The sequence below is a fragment of the Eoetvoesiella caeni genome, assembly GCF_003315175.1.
Classification (GTDB): domain Bacteria; phylum Pseudomonadota; class Gammaproteobacteria; order Burkholderiales; family Burkholderiaceae_B; genus Eoetvoesia; species Eoetvoesia caeni.
In genome coordinates this window covers 188,941-202,196 of the sequence record NZ_QNRQ01000003.1, presented here as the reverse complement: position 1 = coordinate 202,196, position 13,256 = coordinate 188,941, and the positions used below count along the sequence as shown (strand labels likewise).

Sequence of the window (13,256 nt, the reverse complement as noted above, 5' to 3'; positions counted from 1 at the left end):
TTCAATCATGATGACTAAGGTACTTTTCGTTTGCATGGGTAATATCTGCCGCTCACCCAGCGCAGAAGGTGTGTTCCGCCATCTTATTGATGAAGCGGGGCTTTCCGGCGTGGTCGAAGTGGATTCGGCCGCCACCCACAACTTCCATATTGGCGAGGCGCCCGACGCCCGCGCCCAGGCGGCTGCGCGCAAGCGTGGCTATGACATTTCCGCGTGCGTAGCGCGCCAGATCACGGCCGACGACTTCCGCGAGTTCGACTTTATTCTGGTCATGGACTGGGAAAATCTTTCGGCTCTGCAGCAGCAGTGCCCCAAGATCTACCAGCACAAGCTGATGCTGCTTATGCGCTTCGCGAACGAGTTCGAAGAGGCCACCGTGCCCGAACCCTACTATGGCGGCCCTGAAGGTTTTGCCAAGGTGCTCGACTACCTCGAAGACTCCTGCCAAGGTGTCCTGGAAGTCGTACGCAAACGGGCAACCCAGTACCAGGCAGCCTAGCCGCAGCCAACAAACACCGTTATGGTGCGGCGCAAAAAAAACCGAGCTCTTGCACGGTTTTTTTTTGAGATAGAGTCCTAGTAAATAAGTCGGGTATTTGCTATACTTGACTTAATTAGTCGAGTATAGGGCGGTTGGTGAATTTTACTCGAGTGCAGCACTTCAGTAAGGAAATCCATTATGCGTTTAACGACCAAAGGGCGCTTTGCAGTAACGGCCATGATCGACCTGGCCTTGCGCCAGCAAAGCGGCCCGGTTACATTGGCGGCCATCAGTCAGCGGCAAAATATTTCGTTGTCTTATTTGGAACAGTTGTTCGGCAAACTGCGCCGCCACGAACTGGTTGAAAGCGTGCGCGGACCCGGCGGCGGCTATTCGCTGGCGCGCCTGGCACGCAATATTACCGTAGCCGATATCATCTTCGCCGTCGACGAACCTCTCGACGCCACCAGTTGCGGGGGCAAGGAAGATTGCAACGTCGGGCGCAGCGGTACGTCGGGCAAATGCATGACGCACGAACTATGGACCACGTTAAATCATAAAATGGTGGAATACCTGGATTCAGTTTCCTTGCAAGACCTGGTCGACAAGCAGCGCATGCGCTTGCTGGCCGAATCCACGCAGGCGCAAACGGCGCGGCTTAACCCGGCCGACATCAAGATTGCATCCCAGGTGTCCGCATAGCGCATACAGTATTTAAATTATAGTTATTTGGAGTTCGGTAGATGTCTTCACGTCCTGTTTATCTAGATTATTCGGCGACCACGCCCGTGGATCCCCGTGTGGTCGACAAAATGGTACCTTGGCTATACGAGCAATTCGGCAACCCGGCATCGCGCAGCCATGCTTTCGGCTGGGAGGCCGAAGAAGCGGTCGAGCAGGCCCGGGCCGATGTCGCCGCGCTGGTCAATGCCGACCCTCGCGAAATCGTCTGGACATCCGGGGCTACCGAATCGAACAATCTTGCCCTTAAAGGGGCCGCCAATTTCTACGGCGGACGCGGCAAGCACATCATTACAGTCAAGACCGAACACAAGGCGGTGCTCGATACCTGCCGCGAACTTGAACGCCAGGGCTTCGAGCTTACCTACCTTGACGTGCAGGACAACGGCATGCTGGACCTCGAGGCCTTCAAGGCCGCCTTGCGCCCCGACACGATCCTGGCTTCGGTCATGCTCGTCAATAACGAAATCGGCGTCATTCAGGACGTTGCCGCCCTGGGCGAAATCTGCCGCGAAAAAGGCGTTATATTCCATGTTGATGCAGCGCAAGCCACAGGCAAGGTCGTTATCGACCTGCAAGCGCTCAAGGTCGACCTGATGTCGTTTTCGGCGCATAAAACCTATGGCCCCAAAGGTATCGGGGCTTTATATATTCGCCGCAAGCCGCGTATACGCCTGGAAGCGCAAATGCATGGCGGCGGTCACGAACGCGGTTTTCGCTCGGGCACGCTGGCGACGCACCAGATCGTCGGCATGGGCGAGGCCTTCCGTTTGGCAAAGCTTGAAATGGCCGCCGAAAACGAGCGTATCCGCGCCTTGCGCGACCGTCTATGGGCCGGCCTGTCGCAAATCGAAGAAGTCTACTTGAACGGCGACATCGACCAGCGCGTTCCGCATAACCTGAACGTCAGTTTCAATTATGTCGAGGGCGAATCCCTGATCATGGCCATTAAAGAACTTGCGGTCTCCAGCGGCTCGGCCTGTACCTCGGCCAGTCTTGAGCCCTCATACGTATTGCGCGCCCTGGGCCGCAACGACGAGCTGGCCCACAGTTCCATTCGTTTTACGCTCGGTCGCTTCAATACCGAACAGGAAATCGATTTCACCATTAAATTGCTTACCAGCCGCGTAGCCAAGCTGCGCGATATGTCGCCGCTCTGGGAAATGGCCCAGGAAGGCATCGACTTGAACTCGGTTCAATGGGCAGCACACTAAACAGGAGCTCAAGCAATGGCTTATAGCGATAAAGTATTGGATCACTACGAAAACCCGCGCAACGTCGGCGCTTTTGAAAAAGGCGACGACAGCGTCGGTACCGGCATGGTGGGCGCTCCCGCCTGTGGCGACGTCATGAAGCTGCAGATCAAGGTCGGCGAAAACGGTATTATCGAAGATGCACGTTTCAAGACCTACGGCTGCGGTTCGGCAATTGCTTCCAGTTCGCTGGTTACCGAGTGGGTCAAGGGTAAAACCCTGGACCAGGCGCTGGACATCCGCAATACGCATATTGCCGAAGAACTTGCCTTGCCGCCGGTAAAAATTCATTGTTCGATTTTGGCTGAAGACGCCATCAAGGCGGCAGTGCAAAATTACAAAGACAAGCATCAAAACTAGGACTAGCACCATGGAAATTACGCTCACCCAACAAGCTGCCGATCACATCAACCGTTACCTCGAAAAGCGCGGCAAGGGTCTGGGCTTGCGTCTGGGCGTTCGTACCACAGGATGCTCGGGCATGGCCTATAAGCTCGAATATGTCGACGAGCCCGAAGCCGAAGACTCGGTATTCGAACAGTTCGGCGTCAAGGTTTTCGTCGACCCCAAAAGCCTGCCGTATTTAAGTGGCGTGCAACTGGACTACACGCGCGAAGGCCTGAACGAAGGGTTCAAGTTTTCCAACCCCAACGAGAAAGCCACCTGCGGATGCGGCGAGTCCTTTACGGTGTAATGCGTGGCTAGCGAGAATCATTTTCAGCTATTCGGCCTGCCTTTACGCTACGCGGTTGACGATGCCGCGCTCGAGCAAACCTGGCGAACGCTGGCGGCACGCGTTCATCCGGATCGTTACGCGACTGCCAGCGCGGTCGAACGGCGGGTGGCGATGGAATGGGCCTCGAACATCAACGAGGCCTATCGCATTCTTAAGTCCCCTTTGAATCGCGCACGCTATTTATGCGAGCTTTCGGGCTGCGATATCCAGGCTGAAAGCAATACCAGTGTGGACAGCGAATTCCTGATGTTGCAGATCATGCTGCGCGAGCAGCTTGACGAAGCGCGCGAGCAAGGCCGCCCCGATTTGCTCGAGGCGCTGGCCGGCGAAATCGCCCAGGCGCGCGAGACCATGATGCGGGAAATGGCCCAGTTGATCGACGAACAGCACAACTTCGAGCAAGCCTCGAAAAAGGTCCGCGAGTGGATGTTTGTCGAAAAGTTGTCCCAGGAAGTGCAAGCCTCGCTTAACGATCACTTATATTGAATTTATGGCATTACTGCAAATTTCCGAGCCGGGCGAATCCCCGGTTCCGCATCAGCGCAAGCTTGCGGCGGGCATCGACCTGGGAACCACCCATTCACTGGTGGCTTCGGTGCGCAATAGCGTGCCCGAGGTGCTGGCAGACGAAGCCGGCCAGGGCCTGCTGCCTTCTGTAGTCCGCTACGCCGCTGACGGCGCTGTGCAGGTAGGCTACGAGGCGCGTCGGCATCAGGCGCAAGACTCCCTCAATACCATTGCGTCGGTCAAGCGGTTCATGGGGCGCTCGCTGGACGAGGCCCGCGCCGAGGGCGCAGTGTACGAGTTTGCGGATGATGCCCCCGTAAAGCTCAAGACGGTACAGGGCGAATTTACGCCGGTCGAGATTTCCAGCCGCATCCTGGCGGCCCTGCGCGAACGCGCCGAGGGCGCGCTTGGCGGCGAGCTGGTGGGCGTGGTGGTGACGGTGCCGGCGTATTTCGATGATGCGCAGCGCCAGGCCACGCGCGACGCCGCGCGGCTGGCGGGACTGACGGTATTGCGCCTGCTCAACGAGCCGACCGCGGCGGCCATTGCCTATGGGCTGGACCATGGGGCTGAAGGAATTTATGCCGTGTACGACCTGGGCGGCGGTACGTTCGATCTGTCCATATTGCGTTTAAGCCAAGGTGTGTTCGAAGTAGCTGCCACGGGCGGCGACACCCAGCTTGGCGGCGATGATTTCGATGCGGCGATTGTTGCGCAGATTATTCAGGCACTGAAGCTTGATGCGCTTGATAAAGGCGACCAACGTGCTTTGGCGGTGGCTGCGCGCGCCGCGCGCGAAGCTTTATCGGCCAGCGATTCGATCGTATTCGAAGCGCAATTGTCCGGCTTACGCCGGGCGGCATTGGAAATCGACCGTGCACAGTTTGAAGCCTGGGTGCAACCGCTGGTCCAGCGTACGCTGGACCGGGCTGTACGTACCCTGCGCGATGCGGGCTTGACCAAACAAGAGGTCAAGGGCGTGGTCATGGTGGGCGGCGCGACGCGCATGCCGATAATACAGCGCGAAGTAGGGCGCTTGTTCGGCACAACGCCTCTGACCGATCTGGACCCAGACCAGGTTGTTGCGCTGGGCGCGGCATTGCAGGCCAATCTGCTGGTGGGCAATCGCGCGGCCGGCGACGACTGGCTGTTGCTGGACGTCACTCCCTTGTCGCTGGGGTTGGAAACCATGGGCGGCATTGTCGAACGCGTCATTCCGCGCAACAGCACGATACCCGTTGCGCGCGCGCAAGAGTTCACCACCTTCAAGGACGGCCAGTCGGCCATGAGCATCCATGTTGTGCAGGGCGAGCGCGAACTGGTCGATGATTGCCGCTCTCTGGCGCGTTTCGAGCTGCGCGGCATTCCGCCCATGGTGGCGGGCGCGGCACGCATCCGCGTCACCTTCCAGGTGGATGCCGATGGTTTGCTGAATGTCGGCGCCCGCGAAGAAAGCACGGGCGTTGAGGCCAGCGTGGCGGTCAAGCCATCGTACGGCCTGACCGACGACGAAGTCAGCCGCATGCTGGGCGAAGGCATGGCCAATGCCGGCAGCGATGCCCAGGCGCGCGCCTTGCGCGAACAACAGGTGGAGTTGCAGCAACTGGTCGAATCGATCCGGGCAGCGATGGCCGCCGATGGCGACCTGTTGTCCGAGGACGAAAAAACCGCCATTACCCGCGGTCTGCGCAATGCGGGTGTGGCTTTGTCTTCGGACGACGCCGAGCTGGCGCGCCGCGCAGTGCAGGCGCTAAGCGCCTCGTCCGACGGCTTTGCCGCAAGGCGCATGGATCGCAGCATACGAGCGGCCCTGGCCGGCCGCAATGTCGACGAAATTGCAAGGTAGGAAGCTCATGGCTAGAATCACTGTATTGCCCCATCCCGATGTCTGTCCCGATGGCGCGGTGGTCGAGAATGCCCCGGAGGGCGTTTCGATCTGCCGTGTGCTGCTCGACAACCACATCGATATCGAACATGCCTGCGAATTGTCCTGCGCTTGCACGACTTGCCACGTAGTTATCCGGGAAGGCTTCAATTCTTTGGACGAAGCAACCGACAACGAAGAAGATTATCTGGATCGCGCCTGGGGCCTGGAACCGACTTCGCGCCTGTCGTGCCAGGCTCTTGTGGCGCAAAGCGACCTGACCATTGAAATCCCCAAGTACACGATCAACCACGCCAAGGAAGGCAGTTGATGCCTTGCCCGAATCCTGCCCGCTCGCTTCGGCTGGCGGGTTGCCTTGCGCTTGAATAGGCGCTTGCGCGCCTGTGCAAGCTAGTCTTCGGGACGCAGGTGGGGAAACAGGATGACGTCGCGAATGCTGGGGCTGTCGGTCAGCAGCATGATCAAGCGGTCGATGCCTATGCCGCAGCCTCCTGTGGGAGGCATGCCGTATTCCAAAGCGCGGATGTAGTCCGCGTCGTAATACATGGCTTCCTCGTCGCCGGCGTCCTTGGCCTGTACCTGGGCCTGGAAGCGCGCCGCCTGGTCTTCGGGATCGTTCAGCTCTGAAAAACCGTTGGCGATTTCGCGGCCCGTCATGAACAGCTCGAACCGTTCGGTGATGCCGGGCTGGGTATCGGAGGCGCGTGCCAGCGGCGATACCTCGATGGGGTAGTCAATAATGAAAGTGGGATTCCACAGCTTGGCTTCCGCCGTTTCCTCGAACAGCGCCAATTGCAGTGCGCCGATGCCGGCATGGGCGAAGACAGGGCCGTCGACGTCGACGCGATGCTTTTTCAGTTCGGCGCGCAGGAAGGCTTCGTCGCCCAACTGGGCGGCGGTGAAGCCCGGGGCGTACTTCAGGATGGCCTGGGTGATGGTCAGGCGATCGAAGGGCTGGCCCAGGTCCAGTGCTTTTTCCTGGTAGGTGAGTACGGCGCTTCCGGTGGCTGCAATGGCCGCTTGCCTGATGATGGCTTCGGTGAACTCCATCAGCCAGCGGTAATCCGTGTAGGCGGCATAGAATTCCATCATGGTGAATTCGGGATTGTGCCGCGGGCTTACGCCTTCGTTGCGAAAGTTGCGGTTCAATTCGAACACGCGCTCGAAGCCGCCCACGATCAGTCGCTTCAGATACAGCTCGGGCGCAATGCGCAAGTACATCTGCATGTCCAGCGCATTGTGATGCGTGGTAAAGGGCTTGGCCGATGCGCCGCCCGGAATCGGGTGCAGCATGGGCGTCTCGACCTCCAGGAAGCCCGCATCCAGCATGAATTGCCGGATACCGCCGATTGCCTTGCTGCGGGCCACAAACGTGCGCCGCGTTTCTTCGGTCATGATGAGGTCGACATAGCGCTGGCGATAGCGCAGCTCTTGGTCGGAAACCCCGTGGAATTTATCGGGCAAAGGGCGCAGCGATTTGGACAGCAGGCGCGCACTGGCGGCATGCACTGAGAGTTCGCCCTTGTTCGTCTTGAATACCGTGCCTTCGACGGCCACCATATCGCCGATGTCCCAGGTCTTGAAGGCGGCGTATGTGTCGTCGCCCAGCGTGCTTTTGTCCAGATAGATCTGGATGCGCCCCGTGCTGTCCTGCAGCGTGGCGAAGCTGGCCTTGCCCATGACACGCTTGAGCATCATGCGCCCGGCAACCTTGACCGGCTTGGCCAATTCGGCCAAGGCTTCTTTTTCGAGATCGCCGTAGGCCTGATGCAAGGGCGCGGCGGCACTGTCCGGCGTGAAGTCGTTGGGGTAGGCCACGCCTTGTGCGCGCAGCTTGGCCAGTTTGCCACGGCGCTCGGCGATCAGGTGGTTTTCGTCGGAAGCGGGCGTTGGGGCGGAGGGTTCGGTCATGGTCGGTAGTTCAGTGCGTGATTTTCGGGAAAGCTTGCTGGTTGGGGCCTGGCGGGGCACGCAATGCGCGCCGCCGCTGCGCCATTATGGCCGACTCAGACGCCTTGCTTCAGGCTGGCCTGGATAAAGAGGTCAAGGCCGCCATCCAGCACTTTTTGGGTGTTGGATATTTCGACGTTGGTGCGCAGATCCTTGATGCGGCTTTGGTCCAGAACATAGGAACGGATCTGATGACCCCAGCCGACGTCGGTCTTGGCGTCTTCCATTTTTTGCTGCTGGGCCATGCGCTGGCGCATCTCCAGTTCGTACAGGCGCGATTTGAGCATCTGCATGGCTTCGGCGCGGTTGCGGTGCTGCGAGCGGTCGTTCTGGCACTGGACCACAATACCGGTGGGCTCGTGGGTAATGCGTACGGCCGAGTCGGTCTTGTTGATGTGCTGGCCGCCTGCTCCGCTGGCGCGGTAGGTGTCCACACGCAGGTCCGCCGGATTGATCTCGATCTCTATCGAATCGTCCACTTCGGGGTAGACAAAAACACTGGCGAACGAAGTATGGCGCCCATTGGCCGAGTCGAAAGGACTTTTGCGCACCAGGCGGTGGACGCCGGTTTCCGTGCGCAGAAAACCGAAGGCGTAGTCACCCTCGATCTTGATGGTGGCGGACTTGATGCCAGCGACTTCACCGTCCGATTCTTCGAGGATCTCGGTCTTGAAGTCTTTTTGTTCGCAATAGCGCAGATACTGGCGCAGCAGGATGGAGGCCCAGTCCTGGGCTTCGGTGCCACCGGCGCCTGCCTGTATGTCCATAAAGCAGTTAAGCGGGTCGGCCGGGTTGTTGAACATGCGGCGAAACTCAAGCTCTTCGAGCCGTGCGCCAAGTTTTTCGCAGTCTTGTTCTATGGCCAGCAAAGTGGCATCGTCATCGTCGTCGGCGGCCAGCTCGAAGAGCTCTTGCGCTTCGCTAAGCCCCTGGCCTATCTGGCTGAGGGTCTGGACGACGTTTTCCAGGCTTTTCTTTTCGCGTCCCAGATCTTGCGCGTGCTTGGGGTCGTTCCAGACCTCGGCGCTTTCCAGTTCGGCGTTTACGACTTGCAGGCGTTCAGACTTGGCATCGAAGTCAAAGATACCCCCGTAACGCCTGCTGACGCTCTATGTAGTCGTCCAAGAGTGCGGCAAGGTGGTTTTGGCGTTCTGCTTCCATGGCGTTCCTGAGAATTCGGTTTAGTCAACGTAACGTGCCATTTTAGCGTAGTTGCATGGCGTCCCGATTCAGGCGCGTCCACGCCCGGTCCAGGCCTTCGTCATGCTGCCAGGCGTGCATGGCCGCCATTGCCTGGAATTGGGTAATCAAGGGGGTCCGGCGCCGTGTGCAACGTGAAGCGCGCCACGACCGCTTCCAGGCCGTCGGCTTGTGTGCGTTGCCACGCCGTCGTGTCGACGGATTCTTGCGCCAGCACGACGTTCTGCTGGGTAATGGCATCCATCTGGTTCAGCGCGATGCAGACCTGCTGGATGCCGCTGGCTTGTTCTTCGGAGGCCAGGGTGATGTCCTGCATGATGTCGTTGACCTTTTGCACCGACAGCATGATTTCCCGCATGGCCAGGCCGGCATTTTCGGTTTGCCGGGCTTGCGCGTCCATGTGCTTGAGCGAGTCGCCGATGAGCAGGCCGATTTCCTTGGCCGACTCGGCCGAGCGCAGGGCCAGATTGCGTACTTCGTTGGCCACCACCGCGAACCCGCGCCCGTGGGGTCCGGCCCGGGCGGCTTCGACGGCCGCATTGAGCGCCAGGATATTGGTCTGGAAGGCAATGTTGTCGATAACGCCGATGACGCCGGCCATCTTGCCCGAGCTTTGGCGCAAGTCCTGCATGGTTTGGACTGCAAGGTTCACTTCGCCGTTGCCGCGAACCGCGCAGTCCGCCGCCCGCAGGGCAAGCTTGTTCGCCTCTTGGGCATTGTCCGCATTCTGCCTGACGGTAGCGGACAATTGCTCCATGGCGGCGGCGGTTTGCTGGACATTGGCGGCTTGCGCGCTGCTGCGGCTTGAAAGGTCTGCATGGCCCCGGGATATTTCGCGGGTGCTGGCGGCAATCTGTACGCTGCGGTTCCTGACGTCCCGGACAACATCCTGCAAGCCTTGTCCGATGCCGTTCAATGCATTCAGCAAATGGCCCAGTTCGTCTTTGCGGCGAACCTGCAGCGAGGCGGCGAGGTCGCCTTCGGATAGTTTGCGGGCAAGCCGCACGCCTTCGTCCAGCGGCTTTTTGATTGATTTGAACAGGAGGAACAACGCAATTGCGCTGCAAAGAAGCAGGGCGGCCAACGAGCCTATCGCAAGGCCGTAAGCGTACCGGCTTTGTTGGCTGGCGGCCTCTACATCCGCTGCATAGCGGTTGGACAGCATGAGGGTTACATCATCGATATCCCGTTCGATTTCGGCGGTGGCATTGGTGTATTGTTGGCCGAACAGCATGACTTTGGCGAGCAGGGGTTCGGGCAGTCCTATTTTCAGGCCGCCATTGCCGTCGTCGAACAGGCCTTTCGCGGTATTCATCGCCTCGATTTCCGTCTTGGCCAAATCCTGCGTTTTGGCATAGGTGGACAGCAGCGAATTCATTTCTGCCCCGGAAAAACCGGCGCCTTCGAATTTTTTAAGCAGGGTTTGCGTCCGGTTGCTGGCGTCCAGTGCCTTGCCGTTCATGATGGCGGTGTAGCGCTTGTAGCGCTCTTCGAATTCCGGCTGCTCGGTGGCGACAAAGGCCATGGCATTGCGTGTCAGCGCCTGGGTATAGCCTTTGTATTCATGCATGAGTTGGACGGCCTGGCTGCGTTGTGTTTCGATTTGCTTGAGATGCTCGATGCTGCGCGTCAAGTTATCCAGCGCGCCCAGAACCAGAAACGAAAAGCCGGTCAGGACGGCCAGAAAGCAGGCAAAGCTTTTTTTGAGTGTGAGTGTTCGTAACATGGTTGGTATTGCTGCTTCAAGCCTGCGCTGGAGATGCGAGGACATGTGGATGAAGCGGCCGAGTATGACAGCCGTATGTTGCAGCTATAAGACGCTGTTTGAGCCTTGCCTGCACGCATTGGGATACGGCATTGGTTGGCACCTGGCCCCGTAAAGGATATATTGCAGTATTAAGCCGCTTTGAACCCTCGCTTGCGCTTTGGCCGGCTATTCCCGGCGCGCGGGCAATTCGCCGTGGCCTGAAGTCTTCGGTTCCGATCTAATTCATTCCATAGCAAAAAACTACTGCGCTGATTGGATCAATCAATTTTACAAATGATTCTGGGCAACCTATACTGGTCCCATATTCAGTTTTCAACCCACCTATCACTTACTAAGGAAGACAAAAATGTCCTTGATCAATACCGAAATCAAACCATTTAAAGCAACTGCGTATCACAATGGTAAATTCGTAGACGTCACCGAAGCGTCCCTGAAGGGTAAATGGTCGGTTCTGGTTTTCTATCCGGCTGACTTTACTTTTGTGTGCCCCACAGAACTGGAAGATTTGGCCGATCATTACGCCGAATTCCAAAAACTGGGCGTCGAAATCTACAGCGTATCCACCGACACGCATTTCTCGCACAAAGCCTGGCACGACACTTCGGATGCCATCAGCAAGGTCAACTATCCCATGCTGGCCGATCCCACCCACGTGCTGGCCAATAACTTCGGCGTGCTGATCGAAGAAGAAGGCATTGCGCTGCGCGGCACGTTCGTGATCAACCCCGAAGGCCAGATCAAAGTCCTGGAAATCCACGACAACGGCATTGGCCGCGACGCTTCCGAACTGATGCGCAAGGTCAAGGCCGCGCAGTACATCGCGGCCCACCCGGGCGAAGTTTGCCCCGCCAAGTGGGAAGAAGGCGCCAAGACGCTGACTCCTTCGCTTGACCTGGTTGGAAAGATCTAAGTAAAGCGGTAGCTGTATTTAGCAACGCCGGCCAAAAGCCGGCGGCCAAAGCCTTGTTGCCCGGGCTACAAGCCTGGGCAATACCCGCCATAACTTCATGAGAGGAAAAAAAACTATGTTAGACGCAAATCTCAAGACCCAATTGAAATCGTATCTGGAAAAGTTGGTTTACCCGATCGAGATCGTTGCCGCCTTGGACGAAGGGGACAAATCTCGTGAACTACGGGAAACCCTGCAGGAAATTGCCGAGCTGTCCGACAAGATCACGCTGAACGAAAACAGCGAAGCATCCGGCCGCAAGCCTGCATTCAGCATCAACCGTCCCGGAACCGATATCAGCGTGAAATTCGCCGGTATTCCCATGGGGCACGAATTCACATCGCTTGTACTTGCCTTGCTGCAAGTCGGCGGCCATCCCATCAAGCTGGACGACGCGGTGATCGAGCAGATCCGCAACCTTGATGGCGACTATCTGTTTGAAACTTATTTTTCGCTGTCGTGCCAGAACTGTCCCGATGTCGTGCAGGCGCTGAACACAATGTCCATCATCAACCCGCGCATCAAGCACGTGGCGATCGACGGCGCGTTGTATCAAAGCGAAGTCGACGAGCGCCAGATCATGTCCGTGCCTACGGTGTACATGAATGGCGAACTCTTCGGCCAGGGTCGTTCCGGCGTGGAAGAAATCCTCGCCAAGCTGGACACCGGCGCCAGCGCCCGCAAGGGTGAAGAGCTAAGCGCCAAAGAAGCGTTCGATGTGCTGATCGTTGGCGGCGGCCCCGCCGGCGCGGCCGCTGCCGTCTATGCGGCGCGTAAAGGTATACGCACCGGCGTCGTGGCCGAGCGTTTCGGTGGCCAGGTGCTCGACACCATGGCCATCGAGAACTTTATCTCCGTCAAGGAAACCGACGGTCCGAAGTTTGCCGTTGCGCTCGAACAGCACGTACGTGCTTACGATGTCGACATCATGAATCTGCAGCAGGCCGTAGAGCTTGTGCCTGGAAAACTCATCGAGGTGAAGCTTGCCAACGGCGGCGTGCTCAAAAGCAAAACCGTCATACTTTCGACCGGCGCACGCTGGCGCGAAATCAATGTGCCGGGCGAGCAGCAATACCGCAACAACGGCGTTGCGTACTGCCCCCACTGCGATGGCCCGTTGTTCAAGGGCAAGCGCGTAGCGGTTATCGGCGGCGGCAACTCGGGCGTTGAGGCGGCCATCGACCTGGCGGGGCTGGTGCAGCATGTCACGCTTATCGAATACGACAGCGCCTTGCGGGCCGACGAGGTCTTGCAGCGCAAATTGCGCAGCCTGGGCAATGTCAGCATTATTACCTCGGCGCAAACCACCGAGATCCATGGCGACGGCAAAAAAGTCAACGGATTGTCGTACAAGGATCGCACCACCGACGAGATCAAGCAGGTCGAACTGGAAGGTGTGTTCATCCAGATAGGGCTGGTACCCAATACGGAATGGCTCAAGGGAACGGTGGCGTTGTCGCGTTTCGGCGAGATCGAGATCGATGCCCGCGGCCAGACTTCGGTACCCGGGGTATTCGCCGCCGGCGATGCAACTACCGTGCCTTTCAAGCAGATCGTCATTGCCGCGGGTGATGGGGCCAAGGCCGCGCTAAGCGCTTTCGACCATATCATTCGCAGTCCCATCGACGAAGTGGTTGCTGCTGAAGCTGCTGTCGTGTAAGTCTTCCTGCTTGCGCCCCGCTGAAAGGCGGGGCCGGCTGGATCAAGGGCGCATCCTGTATGGATGCGCCCTTTTTTGCCGCCGGGCCGCCCCAAGGCAAAAAGCGCCCCCTTGGGGGGCAGCGAG

Annotated in this window: 13 protein-coding genes; 10 read left to right on the top strand and 3 right to left on the bottom strand. The window is 58.5% G+C overall.

The annotated features are described in order from the left end of the window. Nucleotides 1-7: 7 nt before the first annotated feature. From DFR37_RS07515 to fdx, 8 genes are all read left to right on the top strand, one after another. Nucleotides 8-499, top strand: coding sequence for a low molecular weight protein-tyrosine-phosphatase (locus DFR37_RS07515; RefSeq protein WP_113932863.1), 492 nt, complete (start codon nt 8-10; stop codon nt 497-499). 180 nt (nt 500-679) lie between these two features. Then, entirely contained in the window at nt 680-1,183 is a 504-nt protein-coding gene (gene iscR / locus DFR37_RS07510) for a Fe-S cluster assembly transcriptional regulator IscR (RefSeq protein WP_113932615.1), read from the top strand. A 41-nt stretch (nt 1,184-1,224) separates the two neighbouring features. Beyond that, nucleotides 1,225-2,436 (top strand): IscS subfamily cysteine desulfurase, encoded by a 1,212-nt coding sequence (locus tag DFR37_RS07505; RefSeq protein WP_113932614.1) that lies wholly within the window; start codon nt 1,225-1,227, stop codon nt 2,434-2,436. A gap of 15 nt (nt 2,437-2,451) precedes the next feature. Beyond that, nucleotides 2,452-2,835: a Fe-S cluster assembly scaffold IscU gene (gene iscU, locus DFR37_RS07500; protein ID WP_113932613.1), complete on the top strand. Its 384-nt coding sequence runs from the start codon at nt 2,452-2,454 to the stop codon at nt 2,833-2,835. A 10-nt stretch (nt 2,836-2,845) separates the two neighbouring features. Further along, complete coding sequence (iscA, locus tag DFR37_RS07495) at nt 2,846-3,169, top strand: iron-sulfur cluster assembly protein IscA (RefSeq protein ID WP_113932612.1); 324 nt, start codon at nt 2,846-2,848, stop codon at nt 3,167-3,169. A 3-nt stretch (nt 3,170-3,172) separates the two neighbouring features. Continuing rightward, nucleotides 3,173-3,697 carry a Fe-S protein assembly co-chaperone HscB gene (gene hscB, locus DFR37_RS07490; RefSeq protein WP_113932611.1) on the top strand — a complete coding sequence of 175 codons (525 nt, stop codon included), beginning with the start codon at nt 3,173-3,175 and terminating at the stop codon, nt 3,695-3,697. A gap of 4 nt (nt 3,698-3,701) precedes the next feature. Beyond that, entirely contained in the window at nt 3,702-5,564 is a 1,863-nt protein-coding gene (gene hscA / locus DFR37_RS07485) for a Fe-S protein assembly chaperone HscA (protein ID WP_113932610.1), read from the top strand. Nucleotides 5,565-5,571: 7 nt separating this feature from the next. Continuing rightward, nucleotides 5,572-5,913 (top strand): ISC system 2Fe-2S type ferredoxin, encoded by a 342-nt coding sequence (gene fdx, locus DFR37_RS07480; protein WP_113932609.1) that lies wholly within the window; start codon nt 5,572-5,574, stop codon nt 5,911-5,913. 80 nt (nt 5,914-5,993) lie between these two features. On the opposite strand, the gene lysS is transcribed toward fdx, so the two are convergent. The 3 genes from lysS to DFR37_RS07465 all read right to left on the bottom strand — a co-directional run bounded on the left by lysS (nt 5,994) and on the right by DFR37_RS07465 (nt 10,479). Continuing rightward, nucleotides 5,994-7,514 carry a lysine--tRNA ligase gene (gene lysS, locus DFR37_RS07475; RefSeq protein WP_113932608.1) on the bottom strand — a complete coding sequence of 507 codons (1,521 nt, stop codon included), beginning with the start codon at nt 7,512-7,514 and terminating at the stop codon, nt 5,994-5,996. Between the two features lie 95 nt (nt 7,515-7,609). Further along, a protein-coding gene (gene prfB / locus DFR37_RS07470; RefSeq protein WP_113932607.1) for a peptide chain release factor 2 occupies nt 7,610-8,714 on the bottom strand; the annotation gives its coding sequence in 2 pieces (ribosomal slippage) (nt 7,610-8,632 and nt 8,634-8,714; 1,104 coding nt in all). Nucleotides 8,715-8,814: 100 nt separating this feature from the next. Continuing rightward, complete coding sequence (locus DFR37_RS07465) at nt 8,815-10,479, bottom strand: methyl-accepting chemotaxis protein (protein WP_170139853.1); 1,665 nt, start codon at nt 10,477-10,479, stop codon at nt 8,815-8,817. A gap of 388 nt (nt 10,480-10,867) precedes the next feature. On the opposite strand from DFR37_RS07465, the gene ahpC reads away from it, so the two are divergent. Further along, nucleotides 10,868-11,431: an alkyl hydroperoxide reductase subunit C gene (gene ahpC / locus DFR37_RS07460; RefSeq protein ID WP_113932605.1), complete on the top strand. Its 564-nt coding sequence runs from the start codon at nt 10,868-10,870 to the stop codon at nt 11,429-11,431. A gap of 115 nt (nt 11,432-11,546) precedes the next feature. Next, nucleotides 11,547-13,130 carry an alkyl hydroperoxide reductase subunit F gene (gene ahpF, locus DFR37_RS07455; RefSeq protein ID WP_113932604.1) on the top strand — a complete coding sequence of 528 codons (1,584 nt, stop codon included), beginning with the start codon at nt 11,547-11,549 and terminating at the stop codon, nt 13,128-13,130. Nucleotides 13,131-13,256 lie beyond the last annotated feature (126 nt).